Here is a 25,466-nt window from a genome sequence, read left to right as displayed (position 1 = left end):
CGTGGGCCCCGGCCGGTCTCCGGCCGGGGCCCACGCGCGTCCCGTGTACTCGGCTGCTCAGCGGATGCGGTTTCCCGGCCCGTCCTCGTGCGTGTAGTAGCGGTAGAACAGCACGCCGCCCACGACCACGGCGAACGCCACGCCCAGGCCGGCCGACGCCAGGACGGAGTGGCCGCGGCCGCTCAGGCTGTACAGGAAGCCGACCGCGATGCCCGTGAAGGCGGCCCACAGCGCCGCGTGCAGTTCGCGCGGCATCCGCGGGGTCAGGGCCGCGAGCCCCATCCAGACGGCCGCGAACACGATGGCCGTCACGAAGCCGAACAGCAGGTTCCAGCCGGTGATGGGGCCGCCGTAGCGGGTGTTGGCCGCGGCCCAGTACCCGTAGATGAGCCCGAGCACGACGGGAACGGCGACCTTGGCCACCGCGTGCGTGCGCTCGCTGAAGACGTCGGGAGTACGACCGCCCCGGATCATGCCGCCGGTCGCGGGTGCCGCATGCGCCATGAGAGCACTCCTCTCTCTCCTCGCCCCCGCCTACCAGAGCACACCGGGGGGGGACGCCCTGGCAAGTCGGCCGGACGAGTGACGGGTGCCCGGATGCGGCGCCGATGCTCCCGTGTTTCGCTGAATTTCTCCGAGGACATGGAGGGCTGCCCGGCCGTGACGGACATGGAGTACCGGCTCCGGCGGCAGTTGCTGCGGGTCCATGGCCGGAGCATCGCCTGGGTGCCGCCCCTGCTGCTGCTCGTCGCCATCGTGCTGGTGGACATCAACACCACCGAGCGGTTCCGGATCGTCTCCTGGATCGTCCTGGTGCCCGGCATCGCCGCCGCGATCTGCGGTGTGTGGGGGACGGCCGCCTTCGCCGTGCTGTCGCTGGCGACGTACGTCGTCGTGGACAGCCTCTGGCCGGGCGCGTACCAGGCCGGACTCGCCGACTTCGTCCTGGTCGCCCTCGGCGGTGCCCTCGGTGTGCTGGCCTCCGCCGTGCGGGTGCGCCGGGAACGGCAGATGCTGCACATCCGGGACATCGCCGAGACCACCCGGCGTACCGTGCTGCGCCCGCTGCCGCCGGTCTGGGCGGGCCTGGAGCACGCGGGCGTGTACCTGGCCGCCGACGTCGAGGCCCAGGTCGGCGGGGACTTCTACGACATCCAGCCGGGCCCGCACGGCACCCGCGTCCTCGTCGGGGACGTGCAGGGCAAGGGCCTGGGCGCGGTGGAGGCGGCGGCCGCGCTGCTCGGCACCTTCCGGGAGGCCGGCTACCACGAGCCGGACCTGGCGACCGTCGCCCAGCGGCTCGAGGTGCGCATGGTCCGCCACGGCAGGCACACCACCGCCCTCGGCCGGGACGACGGCGACCGCTTCGCCACCGCCCTCCTGCTCTGCTTCCCCGAAGGCGCCCCGGACACCATCGAGCTGATCAACTTCGGGCACGAGCCGCCGCTCGTCGTCGGACCGCACGGGGTGCGCACCCTGCCCGGCGGCGACGGCCTGCCGCTCGGGTTCGGCGACCTCGGTTCCGGACGCCCGCCGCTGCACCGGGTGCCGTTCGGGCGCGGGGAGACCCTGCTCATGGTCACCGACGGAGTCACCGAGGCGCGGGACGCCGCCGGGGAGTTCTATCCGCTGGTCCGGGAAGTGGCCCGGGCCGTCGAGGCCGACCCGGGGCGGGCCGAGCCGCGGCGCCTGGTGCGCCGGGTCCGTGACGGGGTGCTGCTGCACAGCGGCGGCCGCCTGGAGGACGACACCACGATCTTCGCCGTCCGGCGGGCGGGCGAAGACCCCGTACGGGGACGTTTGCAGTCCTGAGGCGCACCTTTGCACCAGCAGCGGTTACGGTGCTGGCTGTAGGGCGATCTGAGGGGGAGGGACGATGCCCGGAACCGTGCTGCTGCTCGCGGCCTCGCCGCTGGGCCGGGGGCGCCTGGTGGACGCGGCCGGGGTGCTGCCCGTGCTGGCCGCGGTCGCCCCTGCCGTGCTGTCCGGCACCGACACCGCGAACGTGGTCGAACTGGCCGACCCGCTGGAGCCGCAGGCCGTCCTCACCCGGCTGCGCGCCGCCGCGGCCGCGCCCGGCCCGCTCACCGTGTACATCGCCGGGCAGCTCCACCTGGACCGCCGCCAGCACCAGCCCCACCTGGCCCTGGCCCGTACGACCCCGGCCACCGTCCGCTACACGGCGCTGCCGTGGCACTGGATCAGGGAGGAACTGCGGCTGCGCTCGGCCGGGTCCACGGCGCTCTTCGTCGACCTGCACGCGGACGCCGAGACCTGGCAGCACCTCGCCCGGCGGCCGCTCGACTCGGGCCGCACCAGCGCGGTGTACGGCCGCATCGCACCCCCCTCGAAACAGCGGGGTCTGGCCGAGCCGTCGTACATGAGGGCGGTGGCGACGCTGTTGCGCAGCGGACACCGGCCGCCGTTGGAGCAGTTGCACCAACAGGCCCTGGCACGGATCGCCGACGAAGCACCGGGGAACATCGTGCTCACCGCGCGGCCCCGGGCGACCGGTGATCCCCACGCCGCCATCAGCGCCGCCGTCCAGGCCGGGCGGCACGCCGACGCCGACGCGCTCGCCGCTCAGCACGAGCAGGGCGCCGTGCACGCCCACGGTCCCGCCTCCGACGAGGCGCTGCACTGGGCCGAGGTCCGGGCCGATCTGGCCATGTTCGCGGGGGACCCGGTGCGCAGCTGCCGGGCCTGGCTGCGGGTGGCCGGGGTGCGGCTCGCTGCCGGGCAGGCGGTGGACGCGCCCGCCGTGGAGGCGGCGGTGGACCGGGCCCACCATCAGTGGGGGAGCATCAAGGACGCGGCGCGGGCCCGTGAACTCGGACCCGCGCTCGCGGAGTTGAGGCTCCGGGTACCGGGCCGCCGGCAGGGCGCGCTGGAGAACGTCCAGCGGCACCTGCGGCAGCTCCAGTCGGCCGGGTAGCGGCCTCAGCCGGTGAAGGTGAAGTACTTCCAGGCGCCGTGCGTCGTGGAGTTCACCGTGTCACCGGAGGAACTGTTGATGTACGACGAGCGCACCCGGAACCGCCAGCCGACGTCCTCGGCGTGGTTCCCGGTGATCGTCACCCGGGACACGCCGTCGGGGCCCAGCGCGAAGTACGCGGGGTCGCCGGGGTACCACCGGCCCTGGTAGTACACCTCGAACTCGAACTTCTGCTTACGGCCCGGGAAGAACGGCATCTTCGTCGTGATCAGCGGGTTCTTGCTCTTGTGGAAGAAGTAGTACGTGTGGCCCCACGCACTCTTCGACTTGTAGTGGTTGCTGACCGACGTGGACACGCTGACCCTGGCGCCGACGGTGCTGGAGACCGACCGGGGCTGGTAGCGGGCGTCGCCCGAGAACTTCGCGGTGACCTTGGTGTCCCGCTTCAGGTCCAGCGTGACCGACAGGTTGCCGGCGGAGTTGACCTTGCCGGACTTCACCAGCTTGTTCGGCTTGTCGGAGCCGAACGGGTCGGCCCAGATCTCCACCGTGCGGTTCTTGTAGGTGCTCCCCAGGTGGGCCGTGAACTTCACGTCCTTGCCGTAGGAGTACACCTTGCCGTTGTTGTCGACCGACAGCGCCGGCTTGGCGCGGGAGACGTCCACGGTGTCGGTGCCGGAGCCCGCCGCGTGGTCGGTGTCGCCCGCGTAGGCCACCTTGTACTTCACCTTGCCGCCGGCCGGCGGGGTGTCGGTGAAGGAGTAGCTGTTGTCGGCCTTGACCGTCACCGAGGGCAGGGTCTTGCCGTTCGGGGAGTCCAGGTCGGTGCGGGTGACCGTGAGCTTGGCGCCGGCGGGGAGGGCCACCTTGGAGGTGACCTTGCCCTTGACGGTGAGCTGCTTGGCGCGGGCCGCGGTGGCCGGGGCGTCCACGGTGACGGTGGTCGTCGCCTTGGTGGGGGCGTCGAACACACGCAGGGAGTAGACACCGTCGTTGTTGTACGACACCGCGAACAGGCGGGAGGCGTCGGGCGCCCAGCCGAGGGTGGAGTCGGCGAGTTCGTCGGAGCCGCTGATGTGGTCCGTGTCCGGGAAGTCGTACTCGCGCACCGACGTGGTGGCGCCCGGCTTGTAGACGAAGATGTCCGGGTTGTACCAGCCGTCGACGCCCGCCGCGACGGTCCCGTCCGCGGCGACCGCCACGGCGTTCGGGTATGTGGCGCTGGGGTAGCTGCCGTCCGCCGTGAGGTCGGAGGTCTTGAACACCGGGTGGTTGTACGGGTATCCGCTGGCCACGACGACGTCCTGGCCGTTCGGAGTGACGGCGATGTCCCGCGTGTTCTCGCCGGCGCTGGTGGAGGCGAGCCGGTTCGGGGTGCCGGACGTGACGTCGTACGAGACGACCTTGCCGGAGCTGTCCCCGGTCTGGGCCCCGACCAGGGTGTTCGAGCCGGGTGCCGCGTCGAGGATCGGCGCGCTGTACCAGCCGTTGTCCAGATCCAGGGTGACGTCGTGCTGCTCGCCCGCGAGGTCGACGGAACCGATGTTGCCCGCGCCGGCGCCGCCGTAGCCGAACCAGAGCTTGCCGCCCGCGAGGGCGACGCTGCGCGGCTGGTCGGCCTTGACCTCGTAGCGCGTGGTCTCGGTGGCGGTGGCGGTGTCGAAGACCGCGATGGCGTCGAGCCCCGGCACGGCCGCGTAGAGCGTGCCGGAGTCGGCGGACAGTTCGAGGCCGCTCACGCCGGGCAGGTTCGTGGTGAGCTGCTTGACGACCTTGCCGGCGTAGTCGGTGACGACGATCTTGCCGTTGTTCGGGTCGCTGACGAAGACCTGCTGGTGGGCGCCGTCGACCACGAGGTCGGCGGTCTGCTTGACCGGCAGGATCCTGCTGGAGTCGGCGGCTGCCGGAGTGGCGGCGAGGGCCGCCGAGCTGAAGAGGACGGCCAGGGTGGTGGCAGTCGTGAGGGTGCGCATACGCACGCTGATTCGAACCCCCCGGAACGAATGAGTGAGGTGAGCGCCACGTGGCACGGCTGATGTACAAGCCCCCTGTGTGCCTTCCGTGGCGGATGGGTGAAGACTAGGTCGCGAAGACTAAGTCATGCCACTGACAAAAAGGCGAGCGCCCCCGAGACCAGGGTCCGGACACCCGGGGCGATCGTGGACAGGTCGGGCGCGAAGCGGGGGCTGTGGTTGCTCGGGACGGCCGCGAACTTCTCCTGGAAGGTCGCACCCGGTGCCTTCTCCCACACCTCGGCCGCAGTGGTCGTCACGAACCAGTACGAGTACGGGATCGAGCCGAGCGCCAGCTCCGGGAAGTCCTCGCTGCCCATCGCCGGGCCCGGGTCGAACACCGTGTCCGCGCCGAAGACCTCGCGGTGCACGGCGGCCACCGCGGTGTCCGTGCCGACGTCGTTGACCGTCTCCGGGAAGGTGTTGCCGAGGGTGATCCCGGGCTCGCGCGGGCAGCCGGCGGCCAGGCACTCGCCCTGGGCGATCCGGCGGATCGCGGCCAGCATCCGCTCCCGCACCTCCTGCGACTGGGTGCGCAGGTTCAGCTCGATGCGCGCCTCGGACGGGATGATGTTGTGCCGGGTGCCGGCCTCGATCCGGCCCACGGTGAGCACCGCGGACTCGCGGGCGGCCAGTTCCCGGGAGACGACCGTCTGCAGCCGGGTGACCAGGTAGGCGGCGGTCACCACCGGGTCCACGGTCGACTCGGGCCGCGAACCGTGGCCGCCCCGGCCGTGCACCACGATGTCCACGTCCGTCGACGCCGACATGATCAGGCCCGGCGCGTGCGGGTACAGGCCCGTCGGGCCCGGGGCCGCGTGCTGCCCGAGCAGCACGTCCGGGCGCCCGAAGCGCTCGTACAGCCCGTCCGCGACCATCCGGGCCGCGCCCTGCCCGGTCTCCTCGGCGGGCTGGCCCACGACCAGCAGGGTGCCGTTCCAGGTCTCCCGCCCGGCCGCCAGCGCCGCGGCCGCGCCCGCCAGCCAGGTGACGTGCAGGTCGTGTCCGCAGGCGTGCATCACCCCGGCCGTCCGCGAGGCGTAGGGCAGCCCGGTCTCCTCCTGCACCGGCAGCGCGTCCATGTCGGCGCGCAGCAGCACCGTCGGCCCGTCGCCGTTGCGCAGCACCCCCGCGACCCCGGTGCCGCCGATCCCCTCGGCCGTCTCGAAGCCGGCCTCCTTGAGCCGCCCGGCGAGCTTCCCGGCGGTGCGGTGCTCGCTCAACGACAGCTCGGGGTGACGGTGCAGGTCGCGGTAGAAGTCCTCCAGGTCCGGGACCGGGAGTCCGTCGGTGAGATCCAGAGCGGTGCGCGCCGCGGGAGAAGTCACGGGGGAAAGGGTAGGCCCCCGGCGGGACGCCGGGGGAGAGCCCGGCTCACCAGGTGAACCCCTGCTGCACCTCCATGCACGCGTCCGCCTTGTCGCCGGACAGCACGGCCGCCGTCGACGGTGCCCTGTCCGCGCTCCTGCTCTTCGGATAGGTGTCGCCGGTACGCCAGTCCGCGCCGACGATCAGGGTGACGCCCGAGACGTCGGTCGAGCGGTGCACCTGGCCCAGCGGGACGCCGAGCGCCTTGGCCACGGCCTGCGCGTCACCCTCGAGATCGGCACTGGGGTACAGGACGAGGGTCTTGGTCTCGGCGGCCGCGCTGACGTCCGCCCCGGCCCGGGTGAACCCCTTGCCCTGCAGGACCTGGGTGACCGCGCTCGCCCGCGCGGGCGTCGGGGCCTCGGTGGTCGTCCCGGTGCCGTTGCGGACCTGGACCGCGAGGGTGCCGGCCGGGGTCGAGGGGGCTTTCGCCTTCTGCTCCGACTTGTGCTTGGCGCCGCGGCCGTCCAGCGGGGTGTCGTCGCGGACCATGGAGAGGAGCTGGTCGGCGTCCTCGGGGTCGGGCACCAGCCGGTTGTGGTCCTGCGACCACTGCACGGTGGGCAGCGTCGTCATCGTGATCCGCTTGGTCGGGACCTTCTGCAGTTCCCCGGCCAGGTCGTAGAGCTTCTTGACCGTGCCGAGGCCGTCGTCGACCGTGAGCGCCTTCGTCGCGGCCTCCGCGAGCCTGCGCATCTCCGTGGGGTTGCCGAGCGTCGCGTTCGCGCGCAACTGGCGGACCATCGAGTTCATGTACATGTGCTGGGCGTGGGTGCGGCCGATGTCGGTGCCGTCCTCGAAGCCGTAGCGGGTGCGCAGCCACTGCAGGGCCTGTTCGCCCTTGACCGGGTGCGTGCCCGCCTTCAGCTTGAGGCCCGAGCCGTGGCCGTCGGAGGTGTGCGAGTAGACGTTCTGCTTGACGCACACGGGGACGCCGCCGATGGCGTCCGCCATGTCGACCACGCCGGAGAAGTCGACCATCATGAAGTGGTCGATGTGGATGCGGGTGAGCTTCTGCCAGGTGGCGACGGTGCAGCCCGGGCCGCCGCGGCCCAGCGACTCGTTCGCCATGGCCAGCGAGAGCGCCTCGTACTTCTTGCTGTCGGTGGTGCACCTGGGGATCGGGATCATCGTGTCGCGCGGGAGGCTGACCACGGACATGTTGCTGCGGTCGGCCGAGACGTGCAGCAGCATCTGTACGTCGGCGAGCGGCGGGCGGCCCACGTCGGCCTTGGAGCCGCCGAGCTTCAGGTCCTTGGCGGTGTTCCGGCTGTCCGAGCCGATCATCAGGATGTTCAGCGGCGTCTGGCCGGCGGCGTTCGGGGTCGCCTCGGGCACGTCGGAGTCGCCCAGGTTCCGCCGGGCCTTCTTGATGTTGGCGTTGAGGTGCTCGTAGTAGAGGTAGCCCGCGCCCGCGGTCCCGAGTATGACGACGGCCAGGGTTGCCGCCGACCAGCGCAGTATCCGGCGCTTGGGGCGCGGGGTGCCGGGTTCGGTGTCGCCGCCTCCGCGGCCGCCGCCCCCGCCGTGCCGCCCCCGGTTCTTCGGCCGCGCCTGCGCGTCCAGCGTCATTCCCCTGCCCTTCCCGCCCTGACGAAGCGCACGTTGACCTCGTCGCGGCTGCACCGGATCGCACACACTAACGGCGTGGTCATCCATGCAGGGGCTGGTGGTGAGATATGCCACTCGCGTACAACCTTCTCCGGGGGTTGACGAAGTGCCGTTGTTTCTTTGGCGGTTCTCGTCGGTCTTCGCTTCCGGGAAGGTGCCGCCGGGTGATGTGTCCGAACGTCGCGCCGTCTTCGCTCAAGGTCCGCAGGATGTCCACATCGGGCGGGTCCGAGGCGGGTGAGAGGTGTCAGGGCTGGGACTGCTGCACGGCCGGCGGGCTCGGCGGTGCGTCCGTCGCCCGGGCCGGTCCCGCGTTCGCCGCTGTGATCAGTGCCGCGATCGCGAGCACGGCCGCCGCCACGCCCCGGGCGGCCGGGGTGCCCCGGCTCGGGCGGGGCCGGGAGAGGGGCAGTGCGGTGGGGTGCCCGTAGGGTGCGGATGTATGTCCGTGCACGGCGACCTCACAACAACAGCGGCCTGTTAAGCATGTTTAATTCGCCGTTTAACCTAGGGGTGCGGAACCCGAACGGCAAGAGGTACCAGGGGAGTTGGGGGGAGCAGGACATGCGGGAACGGGACGACCCCGAGGTCGTCGGCCGGCGCGTACAGCAACTGCGCACCGAACGTGGCCTGACCCAGCGTCAGCTGGCCGAACCGGCGTACACCCCCGCCTACATCTCCACCCTGGAGGCGGGCCGGGTCCGCGCCTCCGACGAGGCGCTCGGGCACATCGCGGACCGCCTCGGCGTCGCCTTCGAGGAGCTGGCCGTCGGCCGGCCCGCCCATCTCGCCACCGCCCTGCGGCTGCGGCTCACCGAGGCCCAGCGCACCCTCGCCGACGGCAAGGCGGAGGAGGCGGCCGGCCAGTACACCGCGCTGCTCGCCGAGGCGGACACGCACAGCCTGGTCGCCGAGCAGGCCACCGCACTCCTGGGGCTCGGCGAATGCGCCCTGGAGACGGGCGAACTGTCCCGGGCCCGCGACCACTTCGAGCGGGCCGAGCACCGCCTCGCGGAGGAGACCCTCCCCAGCCGCGTCCCGGCCGTCCGCGGCCGCGCGATCGCCCACTATCTCGCCGGTGAACTCCGCTACGCCGTCTACCTCCTGGAATCCACCCTCGACGAACTCAACCGCGGCGGCCTGCACGACCCCGAGGCCCTGCTGCTCCTGTACGCCAGCGCCATCGGCCCCTACATGGACATGGGCGCCCACGCCCGCGCCGCCCAGGCCGCCGAGTTCGCCCTGGCCCTGGCCCCGCAGGCCGCCGACCCCGCGCTGATCGCCCGGATGCACCGCTCGGTCGCCCGCACCCTGCTCGCCGAGGGCCGGGTCGCCGAGGCCGACGCCTCCCTCGCCAAGGCCGCCGAGCTGTACCGCCAGCTGCAGCTGCGCACCGAACTCGCCAACTGCCACTGGATGCGCGGCTACGTCTGCGCCCAGAACGGCGACCTGGACCGGGCCGAGGCCGAGCTGCGCCAGGCCCTCACCATGCTCGCCCAGACCCGGGCCGCCCTCTACCGCAGCCAGGCCGCCGTGGAACTCGCCGACGTCCTGCACCGGCGCGGCAAGTCGGCCGAGGCCGCCGACCTGCTCAACGACGTCCTCGGCGGCCTCTCCTCCGAACGCGGCGCCGTGCACGCCGCCGCCGCGCACCGCCTCCTCGGCATCATCGCCGAGGACGCCCGCGACACCGAGGCCGCCGAGGAGCACTACGTCCGCGCCCTCAGCCTCCTGGAGCGGGCCGGCGCGGCCGGCGACCTGGCCGACCTGTGCCGCCTGCTCGGCGACCTGCTGCGCCGTACCGGCCGCGTCGAGGCGGCCCTGGACGCCTACCGCACGGGCCTCGGCCACCGCACGGCGCCGGGCACCACGACCCTCGGCCCGGCGCCCGCGCAGCCGCCCCTGTGACCGCCTCCCTCACCCGCGCACAGGCGTCACCGCCTTGGACGTGAACACGTCCGACCGGACCCCGGTGACCAGGTCCCCGGCCGAGGACGGGAGGTGGGCCGGTCGCGCCCGGTGCCCCTTCGTCGCCGGATGCTCGGCGAACAGGGCGGTCGTGAGGGCGAGCCGGCCGGTGTACGCCGACTCCCACAGCGTCCGGGTGCCGGGTCCCGTGCCCGCACCGCCGGTGTACGTCACCGGCTCGCCCGGGACCGCGTACTTCGCCGCCGCCGCGGGCATGACCGAGCCCATGACCCGGTGCCGGTCCGGGTGGGCCGTGTACACGGTGTCGCCGCCCCGGGTGATCCGCTGCACCATGTACGGCGTCGCGTAGGTGCCGTCCGCCGCCGCGCTCGCGTACGCCGAGGCCACGGTCAGCGGTGTCGGTGCCGCAGTCCTCGTGAGCTTCGACAGCGGCGCGCCGAGCGGCAGGCCGCTGAACGGCCGCAGTGCCGTACCGGCCTCCACCGCGCCCGACAGGGCGTCGTTGAAGGGCTGGTGGGCGTAGTCCGTACCGCCGTACAGCACCCGGACCGCGCCGTCGCCGGGGACCGTGGCGATCACGGCCGCATGCAGCTTCGTGCCCTTCGGCAGCCCCGCGGACCGCTGGCGCACCCGCTCCGACACCGCGTACTGCGTGCTCAGGTCGAAGGTCGTACGGACCGTGTAGCCGCCGCGCGCCAGCTGGTCCTGCGTGATGCCGAGACGGCGGGCGGCCTCGGCGGCGGCCGCGTCGATCAGGTACTGGCGCTGGCCGTCCGTGTCGCCGGGCGGATAGAAGCGGAAGGCCGGGAAGGCGGCCGAGGAGCGCTGCGCGGCCGTGATGCTGCCCGAGGAGCGCATCGCGTCCAGCACCCAGCGCCAGCGCTTCTGCAGCGTCGTGGTGACCTTCGCGTCCGAGCCCGTCCGTTCGTAGAACGTCGGCCGGTTGATGATGGCCGCGAGCGCCGCGCCCTGCGACACCGTGAGGTCCTCGGCGTCCACGCCGAAGTAGTTCCGCGCCGCCGACTCGATGCCCGCAGCGCCCCGCCCGAAGTACACGGTGTTGAGGTAGCCCTCGAGGATCGAGTCCTTGGAGCGGGTGCGGTCCAGCTTGACGGAGATCAGCGCCTCACGGGCCTTGCGGGTCAGCGACTGCTCGGGGCTCAGCAGGGCGTTCTTCACGTACTGCTGGGTGATCGTCGAACCGCCCTGGCGCTCCCCGCCGGACAGCGTGGCCACGGCCGCGCGCACGATCGCGCTGGGCGAGACGCCCGAGTCCGTGCGGAAGGAGCGGTTCTCGGCGGCGATCACCGCGTCCTGGACGTGCCGCGGCACCTGCGCCAGGGACACGTCCTGCCGGTCCACCGGTCCGCGCCGGCCCAGGTACTCCCCCTCCGCGTCCAGGAAGACCGTGCTCTGGCTGACCGTCTCCGGGTGCGGTTCGGGGACGGACGTGAGCACGTACGCCACCCACACCGTGCCGACCAGCGCGAGGCACAGCGCGAGCAGCGTCCCGAGGATGCGCCGGGCCCAGCGGCCCCGGCGGCGGCGCAGATGCTTGAGGAGACGTTTCACCGGCCCACCCCGCCCCGCGCCAGGACCTTGCCTGCGGCGTCGTAGACCGTGACCCGGGTCCGCAGCAGCTCCTGCTTGTCGGCCGGGAGCCGGGGCGTGGCGTACCAGACGTCCCAGCCCGGATTCCCCGCGAGGGTGAGCACGGTCGCGGTGGTCCTGCCCGAGGGCATCCGCACCTCGACGCGGGCGGCCGGTCCGCCGCCGCGGTGCACGCCGGACAGCAGCAGCCCGCTCCGGCCGGTCACCTCCAGCCGGAGGGTGACGGTCGGGGGCGCCGCGGAGAGCCCCGAGACCGGCAGGGATTCACCCCCGCCCTGCGGCGACGACCAGCGCGCGCCGTCCTTCGTCAGCCACAACTCCTGGCCGGACAGCGGCCGTACGTGCTCACCGGCGGCCACCACGCGCACGGTTCCGGCGGCCACCGACCGTCCGGGAGCGGTCGGCTCGCCCCCGGAGACGCCCGTCAGCCGCCGGCCGGCGTAGCCGAGCGGGACCAGCACCAGCAGACAGCAGGCCAGCAGCACGGTGATCCGGCGCCTTCGGCGCCGCGCCCGGCCCTCCCGCTCGATGGCGGCGAGCGGGACGGGCGTGCGGGGCGCCGCGTCGCGGGCGGCGGCGAAGGCCTCGCCCAACTCGGCTTCCAGGGGCTGTTTTTGCCTGTGCCTCATACCGCCCCCAGGGCCTTCAGCCCCCGTCGTTCGTACGACTTCACCGCGCCCACCGACCAGCCGAGCATCTCGGCGATCTCCAGCCGTCCCAGGTCCTCGCCGAGCCGCAGGACCAGTACCACCCGCTGGCGCGCGGGCAGGGCGGCGAGGGCGCGGGTGAGCGGGCCCCGCGGCGCGGGTCCCGTGCGGTGCGGCCGGCGGCCGGGACGGCGGCCGAGGTGACGGCCGAGGTGACGGCCGAGATTGCGGCCGAGATGGTGGCGCACCAGCAGCCGTCGTACGTAGAAGTCGGTGTCGTTGCCCGGGATGCGCCGCCAGTGGGCGTACGCGTCGGACAGGGCGGTGCGTGTCAGGGCGTCGGCCTCGGCCGCGTCGCCGGTCAGCAGATGGGCCGTGCGCAGCAGACGCGGCCAGGCCACGGCGGCATAGCCGCCGAACTCGGTCCGGCGGCCGGAGCGACCGGCGCGATGACGGGTTCGGCGGTCGGCTCTGGTCGTCATCGGGTTCCCCCTGCGATGTGTTTCGATGTGCGGCGTACGGGACCTGTACGCACCGCGAAGCGGTCCGGGTTGCACGGCGGTACGGGGAAGTTGGGGCACGAGTGGCAGGGGAGGCATGACCGAGGACGAGTTCGACGCGTTCTACGCCGCCGCGTTCCCCCGGCTGACCGGCCAGCTCTACGCGTTCACCGGGGATCACGGCGAGGCGCAGGACGTCGTGCAGGAGGCGTTCGTACGGGCCTGGGACCGGCGGCGCGACTTCCTCGCGGACGGGGCGCCCGAGGCGTGGGTCAGGACCGTCGCGATGCGGCTCGCCGTCAGCCGGTGGCGGCGCGCCCGGCGCTGGCTCGAGCTGGTGCGGCGCACCCCGCCGCCGGAGTCCGTGCCCGGGCCCGACCCCGAGCGCGCCGCGCTCGTCTCCGCGCTGCGCACCCTGCCCGAGGCCCAGCGGATGGCCGTCGTCCTGCACCATCTGTGCGACCTGAGCGTGGAGCAAGTAGCCTCGGAAACCGGCGCCCCGGTGGGGACGGTCAAGGCCCGTCTGTCCCGTGGCCGCGCGGCACTGGCCCGGGTGCTGGCCCCGGGCGAGGGGGAGAGGGAGGGCGACCGTGTCCGATGACCGCGACCACGACACCGGCCGCCGACCCGAACTCTCCGGCGCGCTGCGTACGTTGGCCGAGGAGAACCAGTCCCCGCCGCCCGTCGCCGGTGCCGAGGTCCGCCGCCTGGCCGTACGGCGCGGCCGTCGCCGGCGCACGGCCGTCGTGGCCGGCGGAGTGGCCGCCGCGGCGGCCCTCGCCGTCACGGTGACCGTCGGCCTCGGACCCGGCCACGACTCCGGCTCCGGCCACGACTCCGGCCGCCGTACCGTTCCGGCCGCCAGTCCCCGGCTGCGGACCAGCCCGGTACCCACCCCGACTCCGGCCGTCGCCGCCGACGCCGTCGTCGACCTCACCGGGATGACGATGACGGTCGACGGGCGGATCATGCCCATCTCCTCCGGAGTTTCCGAACTGCCCACGCCCACCGGCAGGTTCACCGTCTTCGCCAAGTCCCTGAAACGGCCGATGGAAACGGGCAGCGGCGGTGGCAGCGGCAGCGGCACCTCGGTGCCGAGCGTGCCGTGGGTGATCGAACTGCGCTCCGTGGACCGGAAGACGACCACCGCCATCGCCCTCACCTACGACCTGAAGGCCCCCGGCACCTACGCGTCCACCGGCGGCTGGATCGGCCTGCCCGAGGCCGACGCGAAGTGGGTGTACACACGGCTGGACAAGGGTGCGGTGGTGCAGGTGACGGGGCGGACGCCGTCGCTGCGGCCCTCCGTGTCCACGCCGTCCTAGCGCGAGTGCGTGGGTCAGACCTGGGCCCGGCCCTGCTTGCGTACGTCCGCCAGACGGAGTGCGCCGATCTGCACGGCCAGCTGTGTCGCGTCGTTCCCCACGTTGCCCAGGCCGGCGTTGGTCAGGGCGAAGGCGTCCTCGCCGACGCGGACGGCGGCCACGTCCATCGTCAGGAAGACGTCCTGGTCCTCGGAGGTCGTGGTGGCGACGGTGACGCGCAGCCCCTGGCGTACGTCCCCGACCTCCGGCAGCGGGGCGTCCTGGACCTGGACGTCCTCGACCAGGCCGTTCTCCGTGGTGGCCGTGAAACGGGCGCACTGGACCGGCATCGTCTGCAGCCACCTCAGCGCGGTGTCGACGTCCGACGGGCGGCGGGCGGCGATCTGGTAGCGGAGCTGGGCCTGGGTGTCGTCGTCGTCGAGACCCACGGCGACCCGGGCGGGGGCGCCGAGGAGTTCGTCGGAGTAGAGCGCGTCGAGCAGGCGCTGGCACTCACCGGCCGTCGTGGCCGCCTTCAGCAGCCCGTCCCGCCAGGTGGCCGCCCCGCGCGTCGCGGACCAGGGGGCACCGAGATCGGTCTCCGTGATGAGCGCGGCCCGGGCCTGGCCGTCGGTGAGCGTGGATCCGTCGGCCCGGGCCGAGGGCTTCGCCGAGGGAGAGGGCTTGTCCACGGTGGGCAGGGGCTGGTGCGCGGACGGCGGGCGCTCCAGGCCCAGGGCCGCGCAGCCGGTGAGGGCGAGGAGGCCGGTGGCGAGGGCGGCGAGAGGGAGGGCGTGGGGGCGTATGGCGGCGGTCATCTGGGGTGCCTCCCTGGCGGGGCAGGTGGGGGTGGAGGTGCCTCCTCTCACGGCACCATCGCCGCGACCCGCTCACCAGCGCTCCGGGCCGTCCGGGTGAGGGCGGGAAAACCCGTCCGGGTGAGCGGCCGGGAAAGCCCGGGGAAAACCGGTGGCCCTGCGACCGGGACCGCCGTTACGGTCGCTCCATGAAGCGCGCCCAGCCGTGTCCGCAGAGCACGACGACGCCGGAGACCGTCCCGGCGCGCTGACACCTGACTCAGTCCGAAGCCCCGGGGCCAACGCCCCGGGGCTTCGGCATGCACCGGGGTGTTCGCCTCCCGCACCGAGGAGACCCCGATGACCGACCCGACCGGCGACCGCGTCCCCGACCACCGCCGCCTCGGCCGTGAACTCGGCCTGTTCGACACCGACCCGCTGATGGGCGCGGGCCTGCCCTACTGGCTCCCGGACGGGGCCGTCGTACGGCACACCCTGGAGGAGTACATCCGGGAGGCGGAACGCGCCGCCGGCTACCGGCACGTGTACTCGCCCGCGCTCGGCAAGCGCGAGCTGTACGAGACCTCCGGGCACTGGGACCACTACAGCGACGACATGTACCCGCCGATGGACCTGGGAGCGGAGGAGGTCGTCCTGCGCCCCAGCCTCTGCCCCCACCACGCCCTGGTCTACCGCTCCCGCTCGCACAGCTACCGCGAACTGCCCCTGCGCATCGCCGAGCTGGGCACCATGTACCGCGCCGAACGGTCCGGCGTCCTCGGCGGCCTGACCCGGGTGCGCGCCATCCAGCTCAACGACGCCCACATCTTCTGCACCCTGGAGCAGGCCGTCGACGAGGCCCGCGCCGCGCTGGAGCTGATCGCCCGCGCCTACGCCGATCTCGGCATCGAGGCCGTACGCCACCGGCTCTCGCTGCCCGGCGAGGGCGGCAAGTACGTCGCCGACCCGGAGCTGTGGCAGCGGGCCACCGCGCTGCTGAAGGAGGTGCTGGACGGGTCCGGCGTGGCGTACGAGGAGGCGGAGGGCGAGGCCGCCTTCTACGGCCCCAAGATCGACGTGCAGATCGCGGACCCGGCCGGCCGCGAGTCCACCCTGTCCACCGTCCAGATCGACTTCCACCAGCCGGCCCGCTTCGACCTGCACTACATCGGCGCCGACGGCGCGAAGCACCGGCCGGTGATGGTGCACCGCAGCGTCATCGGCAGCGTGGAGCGGGCCGTCGCCCACCTCATCGAGGCGCACGAAGGGGCGTTCCCGGCCTGGCTCGCGCCCGTACAGCTGGCCGTGCTGCCGGTCGCGCAGGAGCAGGTGGAGCGGGCGGCCGCGGCGGTCCGGGAGGCGGCCGCGCTGGGCCTGCGCGCGGAACTCGCCGACCCCGCACAAGGCACCCTCGGCGCCCGCATCCGCGCGGCCCGCCTGGTCCCGTACCAGGCGGTGATCGGCGACCGCGAGGCCGGCGCGGGCCTCGCGGCCCTCCGCCTGCGCGACGGCCGCCGCCCCGGCGCCCTCCCCGTGCCCGAGATCCTGCGCCGCGTCGCCGACCGCGTGGCGGCGAAGGGCACCGCACTCTGGTCTTGACCTAGTGTCGCTATGACGGAAGGAGTCCGACGTGACCGGTCAGCCCATTCCCGTGATCATCGACTGTGACACCGGCGTCGACGACGCCCTGGCCCTGCTGTTCGCCGTACGCCACCCGGGCCTGGATCTCAGGGCGGTGACCTGCGTGGCCGGGAACACCGACGTCGACGGGGTGGTCCACAACACCCTGACCGTGCTGGAGGAGGCGGGCGCCCCCGACATCCCGGTCGCGCGCGGTGCCGAGCGCCCGCTGATCGAGCCGGCCCGCTCGGCCCGGCATGTGCACGGTGTGGACGGCATGGGCGACCTCGGCCTGCCCGCGCCCAGACGAGGCCGCGCCGCCGTGGACGCCGTGACCCTCCTGTACCGCGAGATCCTGGGCTCCCCGACGCCGGTCACCCTGATCCCGACCGCACCGCTCACCAACATCGCGCTCCTGCTGCGCACCCATCCGGAGGTGACCCGGAACATCGAGCGGATCGTGTTCATGGGCGGCGCGGTCGCCACCGGGAACGCCACGCCGGTCGCCGAGTTCAACGTCTGGCACGACCCGGAGGCGGCGGCGGTCCTGCTCACCGCGGGGGTGCCGATCACCATGTACGGACTCGACGTGTTCACCCAGGTCGTCGTACCGGGCACGGACGTACGGCGGCTGCGGGAGAGCAGGGAGCCGGGCACCCGGCTGGCCGGTGAGCTGCTGGCCCACCGCCCGTCCGCACCCGACCCCGACGGCGACGACCCGGCCGGCGGGCTCGGTGACGCGGGCGCGGTGTGCGCGGTCGCGGACCCGGCCGGCATCACCACCCGGCTGCTGCCCGTCGAGGTCAGCCTGGCCCCCGGCCCGACCCGCGGTCAGACGATCGTCGACCGCCGCGCCCGTCCCGGCGAGTCCGAGATCCACGGCGGTGCACGCGAACAGGCGCTGGTGGACGTGGCGTTGGCGGTGGACGTGGAGCGGTACGTGAAGCTGTACCTGGAGACGGTGGCGCGCCGCTAGGGCAGGTCCGGCGGGGCGGACACCGGCCGGGCCGGCGGGACGTCCGGCCTCAGTCGGAGGCCGCCGGCACCCGGGCCGCCCACCGTTCCTCCACCCGCGCGTACCGCCAGTACGCCAGCGCCGCCGCCCACACCACCACGAACAGGCCCACGATGAGGTAGCCGACGCTGTCCAGGTCGATCCCGGCGATCCAGCCGGTGACGGCGTCGGTCAGGGCGAACTTGTCGTGCACGACGCCGACCAGCTCGATCGTGCCGATGAAGAGGGCGACGGCGATGGACAGGCCGGTGATGGTGAGGTTGTAGAAGACCTTGCGGACGGGGTTGGAGAACGCCCACTGGTAGGCGAAGTTCATGAACGTGCCGTCGAGGGTGTCGAACAGGCTCATCCCGGCGGCGAAGAGGAGGGGGAGGCAGAGGACCGCGTACCAGGGCAGGCCCGCCGCGGCTCCCGAGCCCGCCATGACCATCAGTGTGACCTCGGTGGCCGTGTCGAAGCCGAGCCCGAAGAGGAAGCCCAGCGGGTACATCTGCCCGGGGCGGCTGATCGACCTGGTGAGGCGGCCGAGGATGCGGTTCATGAAGCCCCGGGAATCCAGGTGCTGTTCGAGCTCCTTCTCGTCGTACGTCCCCGCCCGCATGGCCCTGAAGACCCTCAGGATGCCGGCCAGGGCGACCAGGTTGAGGGCGGCGATGAGGTAGAGGAAGGTGCCCGAGACGGTCGTGCCGAGGAAGCCGAGCACCTGGTGGGTGCGCGAGTGCTCGTTCATGACCTTGCCCGCGAGCCGGGTGCCGCCGGCGATCAGCGCGGCCAGCACCACCACGACGCTGGAGTGGCCCAGCGCGAACCAGAAGCCCACCGACACCGGCCGCCTGCCGTCGGCCATCAGCTTGCGGGTGGTGTTGTCGATCGCGGCGATGTGGTCGGCGTCGAAGGCATGCCGCATGCCGAGGGTGTAGGCGGTGATGCCGAGGCCGACGCCGAAGACGTCCCGGCCGACCTTGTAGTGCCCGGGAGCGACGAGCAGGAAGAGCACGCCGAACGCGACGACGTGCAGGGCGGCGACGACCGCCAGCAGCCCCGCCGTCCTGATCGTGTCCTCGCGTCGCCAGCGGAAAGCGGCATCGGGCATCCCGGCCATCGGGTTCACGCTCCAGCACCTCGTGGATCACTTCGTGAGATGCCGTGGCCGGTCTCCTGGCTTAGGGTCATGCGTTCGCCGTTCCTGCCTTCCCGGTCCTGCGACCAGTGGCCCGGCGGCTGCCGGACGGAACGGGAACTCCCCGATCACAGTGGCGAGGGCCGCGTCGACCTTGCATCGACTTCCCGAGCACCACGGCCCGTTCACCGTAGGCGGCGATCCTTTTGCCTGCAAAGCCGCACAGCTGTCCTGGTATTGAAGATCACACGGCCGGGCGGACGAACAGCCGAGGTTCCGTTTCCGGGCAATGTGGACAGAGTCCGTGTATGCCAGACCTCTCCTCCAGGAATCCCGACTGGTGGCGCCAGGCCGTCATCTACCAGGTCTATCCGCGCAGCTTCGCCGACGCCGACGGCGACGGCCTCGGTGACCTCAGGGGCGTCACCGAGCGTCTGGACCACCTCGCCACGCTCGGCGTGGACGCCCTGTGGCTCAGCCCCTTCTACCCCTCCGAACTCGCCGACGGCGGCTACGACGTCGCCGATCACCGGGACGTCGACCCGCGCCTCGGCACCCTCGACGACTTCGACGCGCTGACCGCCGAGGCCCACCGGCTCGGTCTGAAGGTCGTCGTGGACATCGTCCCGAACCACACCTCGCACCTGCACCCCTGGTTCCAGGAGGCTCTGCGGGCCGGATCCGGATCCGCGGCCCGCGAACGCTACGTCTTCCGCCCCGGCCGCGGCGATACCGGTGAACTCCCGCCCACCGACTGGCAGTCGGTGTTCGGTGGCAGCGCCTGGCGACGTGTCCCCGACGGCGACTGGTACCTGCATCTGTTCGCGCCCGAACAGCCCGACCTGAACTGGGAGAACGAGGAGGTCCGCGCCGACTTCCGCACCACCCTGCGCTTCTGGTCCGACCGGGGCGTCGACGGCTTCCGCGTCGACGTCGCCCACGGCCTGGCCAAGGACCTGACCGACCCGCTTCGGGACCTGGGCGGTCTGGGCGCCGCGGGCGAGGAGGCCCTGCAGCGGATGGAACCCGGCACCCACCCCTACTGGGACCGTGACGAGGTCCATGAGATCTACCGCGACTGGCGCAAGATCCTCGACACCTACAGCCCGCCGCGCACCGCGGTCGCCGAGGCCTGGGTCCCGGACGCGCGCCGCGCGCTGTACGCCCGCCCGGACGAACTCGGCCAGGCCTTCAACTTCGAGTATCTGCAGGCAGGGTGGGACGCGGACGAACTCCGTCAGGTCATCACCGGCTCACTGGCGACGGCCCGGGCCGCCGGTGCCTCCGCCACCTGGGTGCTCTCCAACCACGACGTCGTCCGCCACGCCTCGCGCCTCGTGCTCCCGCCGGGCACCGACGAGAACGCCTGGCTGCTGTCCGGCGGCGCGGCGCCGCCGGCCGAACGGGCGGCGGGCCTGCGCCGGGCCCGGGCCGCGACCCTGCTGATGCTGGCGCTGCCCGGATCGTCGTACGTCTACCAGGGCGAGGAACTAGGCCTGCCCGAGGTCGCCGAGCTGCCCGCCGAGGCGTTGCAGGACCCGGTCTGGGAGCAGACGGGCCATGCCCGCAAGGGCCGCGACGGCTGCCGGGTGCCGCTGCCGTGGACGACGACCGGACCCTCGTACGGCTTCGGGTCCGGGGTCGCCTGGCTGCCGCAGCCGGCGTCCTTCGCGGCATACGCCGTCGAGGCCCAGTCCGGTGCCGAGGGCTCCACCCTGGAGCTGTACCGCGCCGCACTCAGGCTGCGCCGCAAGCTGCTGGAGGGCGAGACGCTGACCTGGACGCCCGGTGCCCCTGCCGGGGTGCTGGACTTCGCCCGCACCGAGACCTGGCGCTGTGTCACCAACCTCACCGCGGAGCCGGTACGACTGCCCCCGGGCGAGGTGCTGCTCGTCAGCACCCCGCTCCCGGAGCCGGGCGTTCTCCCGCCGGACACCACGGCGTGGCTGGCCTAGCCCACGGTCGGGCTGGGGGCGGGTGAAGCCCCTCCGGAGCCGCCGCCGTTGCCGCCGGTGAGGCCGTCGATGTTCACCGGGGTGGAGGTGGCGTTCGGCGGCGGCGTGAGGACGACCTCCGGCTGGCCCGCCGGCGGGGGCGGCGGGGTCAGGTCCGTGCTGGGCAGCTTCGGCGGGGTGGTCTGCTGGAAGAGGGTCTGGTCGAAGTCGACCAGACCGGTCTTCTCCATCACCGTGATGTGGTCGAGCACGGTGTTGTTGGCCTGGTCGGCGAGGGCGCGCACCAGCGAGTTCTTGGTGGTGGACCGGATCTTCGCGATGGTGTTGAAGATCGAACCATGTGTCATCCGCAGGATGTTGGCGAAGTCGGTGTCGAACTTCTTGCCGCTGTCCGACTTCAGCGTGTTGACGAAGCCCTCCTGCTGGGGGCTCGCCACGTTGGGCAGCGTGATGTTCAGCATCGGCGCGATCTTGCGGCAGGAGGTGTCCAGCGCGGAGTGCCCGTCGATCAGGTGCTTGCTGGCCTCGAGGACGCCCTTGGTGGTGCCCTTCTGCAGCCCGATCTGCCCCACCGGGTACTCCCACAGACCGGCCGCGCGCACCTTCACCACGAAGTCCCGGTCGGACTCGGTGAGCGGACCCCACTGGGTGTTGGCGATGACACGGTCCGGAGAGCTCGAGACCGTGCTGACACCCAGCATGCTCGGGTAGGCGAGCGCACCGAGGGTCAGGGCCATTGCTCCGCCCACGAAGAGAGTTCCCGTCGCGTTCCGCGAGATGCGCACCGTGCCTCCTGCCTGGCCGTGGATCCGCCTGCAGGCGGTTCGGACGCACAGCAGTACGGATGCGGAGGTCATTTGTGTCGGTGGTTTCGGGTAAAGATTCGTCCCGGTCGTGCCTGAGGGGCCGAAGACCGCGGTTGGTGAAAGGTTGACCTTCCCGCCGGAGAGTTGACTCTTCCTCGGGAGAAGCCAGGGGAAACGCGGTCCTAGATTCGCCGCATGCCCCCACAGCCACCCCCGAGAACGCCCGCCGCACTGCCCGTGCTGCCCTACCGCAAGCCCACCAAGGGCCGCGACTACTGGGTCCTGGACGACGTCCTGCCGGACGTCGACGCGGTGCGCGAGCGGTGTCTGGCGAAGGACGACTGGGTCAAGGGCTACCCGTACACCTCGGAGACCTGGCCCGGACTGCGTGCGATGCCCGGCCTGGAGCCCGGTGAACTCGGCCGCATCGAGCGGCTGGTGAAGCAGGCGACCGGGGCCAGGGAGCTGTGGGTGCAGCAGGCGCCCGGCGGCGGCACCCTCAACCACAACTGCGTGCAGGTGGTCGGCGAGGGCGAGAGCGAACCGCGCCCGCACACCGACTCGCGTGCGCTGTGCCGGTACGCGGCCGTGCTGTACCTCAACCCGCAGGTGCCCAAGGACTGCGGCACCAGTTTCTTCCGCCAGTCCCTCTCCGGCGGCCGGCTCGGCGGCAACGTCGTCCAGGCCCCGCACAACAACCTCGTCGAGGCCCTCGGCACCCGGTTCGTCACCCCGGACGCCTTCGAGGAGGACGTCCGCGTCCCGCACCGGTACAACCGCCTCCTCCTCTACAACGCCAACCTGGTGCACAGCGCGACCGGTTACTTCGGCAAGGAGCTGGCACAGAAGCGGATGACGGCCGTCTTCTTCTGGATGGCCTGAGCCGTTCCGCCCCGGCCCGCCGGCTCACCCGTACGGAGCAACCCCCGTGGTCTCCGGGCCGGGTGGGCCGGATCGTCGTACCTACGACCGACTCGGGACGACGGCGGAGGTACGGCCATGACGCAGCACACTCGTCCGGCCCGGGCGGGGAGGACCGACTGGGCCGAGGGAGGGCTCGTCTTCGCGGGAGTGCTGCTCCTGGTGGAGGGCGTCCTCGCCGTCCTCCAGGGCATCTCCGCGATCGCGGCCGACGACGTGTACAGCCGCATCGGCGCGTACGTGTACAAGATCAATCTCACCGGCTGGGGCTGGATCCTCCTCGTCCTGGGTGTCGTGGCCGTCGTCACCGGCGCGGGCGTCCTCAGGCGCGCCGACTGGGCCCGGGCCGTCGGCATCGGCCTCGCCTCCCTGAGCGTGATCGCCCAGTTCCTGTTCCTGCCGTACGCGCCGATCTGGGCGCTCGTCATGATCGCCATCGACTTCTTCGTGATCTGGTCGCTCGCCGTCTACCAGCCGGGCCATCCGACCGACTGACCTTTGCTTGTGATGCGAGTCACAAGCAGGGACTGTCACGCGTGGCGGGGCTCGCCAGTCCCATGGTCGTCACCGGCACCGGACGAAGACGACGTGCCCGGTGACCCGACCCCGGGAGTGGACATGTCGAAGCAGCCGAAGACCGGACGACGGGCACAGGACGGCCACCGGGTCGTGGTGCTGGGCGCCGGCTACACCGGCATGCTGGCCGCGATCCGGCTGGCCCACCGCACGCGCCGCACCGGCGTCCGGGTGACCCTGGTCGACGCCTCGGCCCGCTTCACCGAGCGCCTGCGCATGCACCAGGCGGCGACCGGCCAGGAACTCGCCGAGCACCGCGTCCCCGACCTGCTGGCGGGCACGGGCATCACCTTCGTCCAGGGGTACGCGACGGCCCTGGACCCCGAGGCACGCACCGTGACGGTGGACGCCGGCGGCGAGGGTGACGCGGCCCCGGCCGCGGCCGTACTGCCGTACGACACCTTGGTCTACGCCCTCGGAAGCCGGGCCGACACCGGCGCGGTGCCCGGAGCCGCGGAGCACGCCTGCACCCTGGACGGGCACGGTCCGGCGGGCCGTCTGGCGGCGCGGCTGGCCGAGACGGCGCGGACGGCGGGCACGGTGACGGTGTGCGGCGGCGGGCTGACCGGGGTGGAGGCCGCGGCGGAGATCGCGGAGTCGTACCCGGACCTGTCGGTGACCCTGCTCTGCACACAGGAGCCGGGCGCGATGATGGGCGGGAAGGCACGGTCGTACCTGCGTGCCGCCCTGACCCGCCTGGGCGTCACGGTCCGCACCGGCGCACGGGTGGCCGAGGTGCGGCCGGACGCGGTGGCGCTGGCGTCGGGCGAGGTGCTCGAGTCGACGGTGTGCGTGTGGACGGCGGGCGTACGGGTCTCGCCGCTGGCGGCACGGGCGGGCGTGGCGGTGGACGAGCGGGGTCTGCTGCTCGTGGACGAGACCCTGCGCTCGGTCTCCCACCACGAGATCCACGCGATCGGTGACGCGGCGGCGATCCGGATGCCCTGGGGCCGGCTGCACGGCACCTGCCAGAGCGGGATGCCGACGGCGGCGTACACGGCGGACACGATCGCTCTCCTGCTGCGCGGCCGCCCGGCCCGCCCCTTCCGCTTCGGCTACGTCCACCAGCCGGTGAGCCTCGGCCGCAGGGACGCGGTCATCCAGTTCACGCACCCGGACGACACCCCGCGGCGGGCGTATCTGAGGGGCCGGGCGGCGGTCCGGTACAAGGAGCTGGTGAGCGGGAGCCCGCTGACCTTCTACCGGCTGAGCAGGCGCATGAACGTGACCGCGGCGGTGTCGAAGGCGGGCCGGGCGAGGAGGCAGACCGCCGCCGACGACACGAGCGGGGCCGTTCTGGCAGGTTGATTCCCATGGAGATCACGCAGGCGCAGCGCGGCGGGAGCCCGGACCCGTACCTCGAGAACAGGCGGCTGCTGTTCGCGACGGCGTACCGGATGCTGGGCAGTGTGGCGGACGCCGAGGACGTCCTGCAGGACGCCTGGCTCAACTGGAACGCGGCGGACCGCTCGGCGGTCCGCAATCCGCGCGCCTACCTGGTCCGCACGGTCACGAACCTCGCCCTGACCCGGCTGACCTCGGCCCGCGCGACCCGCGAGCAGTACGTGGGCCCCTGGCTCCCCGAGCCCCTGCTCACCTCTCCCGACGTCGCCGAGGAGACGGAGCTGGCCGACAGCGTGTCGACGGCCATGCTGGTGGTCCTGGAGACGCTGACCCCGGTGGAGCGGGCGGTGTTCGTCCTGCGCGAGGTCTTCGGCTACTCCCATGCGGAGATCGCCGGCATCCTGGACCGCCCGGAACCCACCGTCCGTCAGATCGCCCACCGCGCCCGCAACCACGTCCAGTCCCGCCGCCCGCGCCACGACACGGACCCGGACCGGCGGGCCCGGATCACCACCCGGTTCATCGAGGCGTGCGCGGGCGGCGACCTGAACGCGGTGATGGAACTCCTCGCCCCCGACGTCACCTGCTGGTCGGACGGCGGCGGCAAGGTCACCGCGGCCCGCCGCCCGCTGCACGGCCCCGACCACGTGGCGCGCTGGATCCTCGGCGTCCTGGCGAAGCCGCAGTCGGCTGGCGTCACCTTCCGACAGGCCCTCGTCAACGGCGAGTTGGGCATCCTGTTCACCGTGGGCGAGATGCCGGTGGCGGCCCTCACCTACGACCTGACCGAGGACCGCATCAGGAATCTGCGCCTGCAGGTGAACCCGGAGAAGCTGACGGGGCTGCGTCCACAGGGCGGGTGACTCCGGTGCCCTCGGCCCGGGAGGCGCCGGGCAGGCACTTGCCGACCGTGACGAAGAAGAGCACCAGGCCCGCCGTCAGCAGGACATGGCCGAGGCCCGCGATCCCGGCGATGGCGTCGGAGCCGGAGTGGCCGAGGACCGTCAGCGTGCCGTGCAGGGTCATCATGCCGACGGTCACCGCCAGGCCTGCGTTGTAGGTCCAGAAGAACCAGCCGAACAGCCGGTGGGAGGTCAGCGAGAACTGCTTCTCCAGCGCCAGGACGACGAGGAAGAACAGCATGCCGAGCGCCAGTACATGGGTGTGCACGACGGCGAGCTGGGTGTCCCCCTCGAAGTCCTTCGCCTTGGTCAGCTCGCGGTAGTACAGACCGCTGACCAGCCCGATGATCATGTAGATGTGGGCGGTGTTGAGGATCTTCCTCATGTGCGTCTTCCCCCGTGGATCCGCTTCGGTGTCGGCCCCCACCTTGCGCCGGGCCCGTTCGGGCATCAACGATGAACCTGATAACGAGTCATAGCCGTCGGCTAATGA

The 25,466-nt window shown here is 72.6% G+C and carries 24 protein-coding genes and 1 riboswitch; of the genes, 12 read left to right on the top strand and 12 right to left on the bottom strand.

The annotated features are described in order from the left end of the window. Window positions 1–57 precede the first annotated feature (57 nt). Window positions 58–504, bottom strand: a complete 447-nt coding sequence (locus AC07DS_RS08220; RefSeq protein ID WP_479143680.1) for a hypothetical protein — start codon at window positions 502–504, stop codon at window positions 58–60. Window positions 505–669: 165 nt separating this feature from the next. Between AC07DS_RS08220 and AC07DS_RS08215 the strand changes: the two genes are divergently transcribed. Both AC07DS_RS08215 and AC07DS_RS08210 read left to right on the top strand, forming a co-directional pair. Further along, on the top strand, window positions 670–1,812 hold the full coding sequence (locus tag AC07DS_RS08215; RefSeq protein WP_479143929.1) for a PP2C family protein-serine/threonine phosphatase: 1,143 nt from the start codon (window positions 670–672) through the stop codon (window positions 1,810–1,812). Between the two features lie 64 nt (window positions 1,813–1,876). Continuing rightward, window positions 1,877–2,935: a hypothetical protein gene (locus AC07DS_RS08210; RefSeq protein ID WP_479143679.1), complete on the top strand. Its 1,059-nt coding sequence runs from the start codon at window positions 1,877–1,879 to the stop codon at window positions 2,933–2,935. A 5-nt stretch (window positions 2,936–2,940) separates the two neighbouring features. Here the strand turns inward: AC07DS_RS08210 and AC07DS_RS08205 are convergent, their stop codons facing one another. The 4 genes from AC07DS_RS08205 to AC07DS_RS08190 all read right to left on the bottom strand — a co-directional run bounded on the left by AC07DS_RS08205 (window position 2,941) and on the right by AC07DS_RS08190 (window position 8,380). Beyond that, complete coding sequence (locus AC07DS_RS08205) at window positions 2,941–4,914, bottom strand: Ig-like domain repeat protein (RefSeq protein ID WP_479143678.1); 1,974 nt, start codon at window positions 4,912–4,914, stop codon at window positions 2,941–2,943. Window positions 4,915–5,033: 119 nt separating this feature from the next. Then, window positions 5,034–6,275: an amidohydrolase gene (locus AC07DS_RS08200; protein ID WP_479143677.1), complete on the bottom strand. Its 1,242-nt coding sequence runs from the start codon at window positions 6,273–6,275 to the stop codon at window positions 5,034–5,036. A gap of 46 nt (window positions 6,276–6,321) precedes the next feature. Beyond that, on the bottom strand, window positions 6,322–7,887 hold the full coding sequence (locus tag AC07DS_RS08195; protein ID WP_479143676.1) for an LCP family protein: 1,566 nt from the start codon (window positions 7,885–7,887) through the stop codon (window positions 6,322–6,324). A 286-nt stretch (window positions 7,888–8,173) separates the two neighbouring features. Beyond that, window positions 8,174–8,380: a hypothetical protein gene (locus tag AC07DS_RS08190; protein ID WP_479143675.1), complete on the bottom strand. Its 207-nt coding sequence runs from the start codon at window positions 8,378–8,380 to the stop codon at window positions 8,174–8,176. A 110-nt stretch (window positions 8,381–8,490) separates the two neighbouring features. Here AC07DS_RS08190 and AC07DS_RS08185 point away from each other — a divergent pair, with 110 nt between their 5' ends. Further along, window positions 8,491–9,834, top strand: a complete 1,344-nt coding sequence (locus AC07DS_RS08185) for a helix-turn-helix domain-containing protein (RefSeq protein WP_479143674.1) — start codon at window positions 8,491–8,493, stop codon at window positions 9,832–9,834. 9 nt (window positions 9,835–9,843) lie between these two features. Here the strand turns inward: AC07DS_RS08185 and AC07DS_RS08180 are convergent, their stop codons facing one another. Genes AC07DS_RS08180 through AC07DS_RS08170 form a run of 3 tightly spaced genes read right to left on the bottom strand, consistent with a single transcriptional unit; the run spans window position 9,844 to window position 12,595 of the window. Then, window positions 9,844–11,427: a transglycosylase domain-containing protein gene (locus tag AC07DS_RS08180; RefSeq protein ID WP_479143673.1), complete on the bottom strand. Its 1,584-nt coding sequence runs from the start codon at window positions 11,425–11,427 to the stop codon at window positions 9,844–9,846. Beyond that, a complete protein-coding gene (locus AC07DS_RS08175; RefSeq protein WP_479143672.1) occupies window positions 11,424–12,095 on the bottom strand; it encodes a hypothetical protein in 672 nt (223 codons plus the stop codon). Before AC07DS_RS08175 ends, AC07DS_RS08180 begins: the two co-directional genes overlap by 4 nt. Next, the gene (locus AC07DS_RS08170; protein WP_479143671.1) at window positions 12,092–12,595 is read right to left on the bottom strand and encodes a sigma factor-like helix-turn-helix DNA-binding protein; all 504 of its coding nucleotides are present in this window, start codon (window positions 12,593–12,595) and stop codon (window positions 12,092–12,094) included. The genes AC07DS_RS08175 and AC07DS_RS08170 overlap by 4 nt, the downstream gene beginning before the upstream one ends. 115 nt (window positions 12,596–12,710) lie before the next feature. Here AC07DS_RS08170 and AC07DS_RS08165 point away from each other — a divergent pair, with 115 nt between their 5' ends. Both AC07DS_RS08165 and AC07DS_RS08160 read left to right on the top strand, forming a co-directional pair. Then, a complete protein-coding gene (locus AC07DS_RS08165; RefSeq protein WP_145879200.1) occupies window positions 12,711–13,214 on the top strand; it encodes a SigE family RNA polymerase sigma factor in 504 nt (167 codons plus the stop codon). Continuing rightward, complete coding sequence (locus AC07DS_RS08160; RefSeq protein WP_479143670.1) at window positions 13,204–13,938, top strand: L,D-transpeptidase; 735 nt, start codon at window positions 13,204–13,206, stop codon at window positions 13,936–13,938. Before AC07DS_RS08165 ends, AC07DS_RS08160 begins: the two co-directional genes overlap by 11 nt. Before the next feature lie 14 nt (window positions 13,939–13,952). Here AC07DS_RS08160 and AC07DS_RS08155 read toward each other — a convergent pair whose 3' ends face one another. Continuing rightward, complete coding sequence (locus AC07DS_RS08155) at window positions 13,953–14,735, bottom strand: hypothetical protein (protein ID WP_479143669.1); 783 nt, start codon at window positions 14,733–14,735, stop codon at window positions 13,953–13,955. A 339-nt stretch (window positions 14,736–15,074) separates the two neighbouring features. On the opposite strand from AC07DS_RS08155, the gene thrS reads away from it, so the two are divergent. Beyond that, window positions 15,075–16,313 (top strand): threonine--tRNA ligase, encoded by a 1,239-nt coding sequence (thrS, locus tag AC07DS_RS08150; protein ID WP_479143668.1) that lies wholly within the window; start codon window positions 15,075–15,077, stop codon window positions 16,311–16,313. Between the two features lie 31 nt (window positions 16,314–16,344). After that, window positions 16,345–17,310 (top strand): nucleoside hydrolase, encoded by a 966-nt coding sequence (locus tag AC07DS_RS08145; RefSeq protein ID WP_479143667.1) that lies wholly within the window; start codon window positions 16,345–16,347, stop codon window positions 17,308–17,310. A 49-nt stretch (window positions 17,311–17,359) separates the two neighbouring features. Here the strand turns inward: AC07DS_RS08145 and nicT are convergent, their stop codons facing one another. After that, complete coding sequence (nicT, locus tag AC07DS_RS08140) at window positions 17,360–18,451, bottom strand: Nickel transporter NicT (RefSeq protein WP_479143928.1); 1,092 nt, start codon at window positions 18,449–18,451, stop codon at window positions 17,360–17,362. A 29-nt stretch (window positions 18,452–18,480) separates the two neighbouring features. Then, window positions 18,481–18,663, bottom strand: a riboswitch (cobalamin riboswitch). Between the two features lie 114 nt (window positions 18,664–18,777). Between nicT and AC07DS_RS08135 the strand changes: the two genes are divergently transcribed. Next, window positions 18,778–20,424, top strand: a complete 1,647-nt coding sequence (locus AC07DS_RS08135) for a glycoside hydrolase family 13 protein (protein WP_479143666.1) — start codon at window positions 18,778–18,780, stop codon at window positions 20,422–20,424. Here the strand turns inward: AC07DS_RS08135 and AC07DS_RS08130 are convergent. Beyond that, window positions 20,421–21,173 carry a DUF4142 domain-containing protein gene (locus AC07DS_RS08130; protein WP_479143927.1) on the bottom strand — a complete coding sequence of 251 codons (753 nt, stop codon included), beginning with the start codon at window positions 21,171–21,173 and terminating at the stop codon, window positions 20,421–20,423. The genes AC07DS_RS08135 and AC07DS_RS08130 overlap by 4 nt on opposite strands. A 252-nt stretch (window positions 21,174–21,425) precedes the next feature. Here AC07DS_RS08130 and AC07DS_RS08125 point away from each other — a divergent pair, with 252 nt between their 5' ends. From AC07DS_RS08125 to AC07DS_RS08110, 4 genes are all read left to right on the top strand, one after another. Beyond that, entirely contained in the window at window positions 21,426–22,112 is a 687-nt protein-coding gene (locus AC07DS_RS08125) for a DUF6445 family protein (protein WP_479143665.1), read from the top strand. Window positions 22,113–22,229: 117 nt separating this feature from the next. Further along, window positions 22,230–22,646, top strand: coding sequence for a DUF7144 family membrane protein (locus AC07DS_RS08120; protein WP_479143664.1), 417 nt, complete (start codon window positions 22,230–22,232; stop codon window positions 22,644–22,646). A gap of 123 nt (window positions 22,647–22,769) precedes the next feature. Next, on the top strand, window positions 22,770–24,035 hold the full coding sequence (locus AC07DS_RS08115) for an NAD(P)/FAD-dependent oxidoreductase (RefSeq protein WP_479143663.1): 1,266 nt from the start codon (window positions 22,770–22,772) through the stop codon (window positions 24,033–24,035). A gap of 5 nt (window positions 24,036–24,040) precedes the next feature. After that, window positions 24,041–24,934, top strand: coding sequence for an RNA polymerase sigma-70 factor (locus AC07DS_RS08110; protein WP_479143662.1), 894 nt, complete (start codon window positions 24,041–24,043; stop codon window positions 24,932–24,934). On the opposite strand, the gene AC07DS_RS08105 is transcribed toward AC07DS_RS08110, so the two are convergent. Then, complete coding sequence (locus tag AC07DS_RS08105; RefSeq protein WP_479143661.1) at window positions 24,870–25,358, bottom strand: DUF2871 domain-containing protein; 489 nt, start codon at window positions 25,356–25,358, stop codon at window positions 24,870–24,872. The two genes, AC07DS_RS08110 and AC07DS_RS08105, sit on opposite strands and share 65 nt — an antisense overlap. Between the last annotated feature and the right edge of the window lie 108 nt (window positions 25,359–25,466).

Source organism: Streptomyces sp. NPDC044064 (assembly GCF_056434245.1).
Note: the sequence above shows the minus strand (reverse complement) of the source record. Positions and strands in the feature narration are given on the sequence as shown.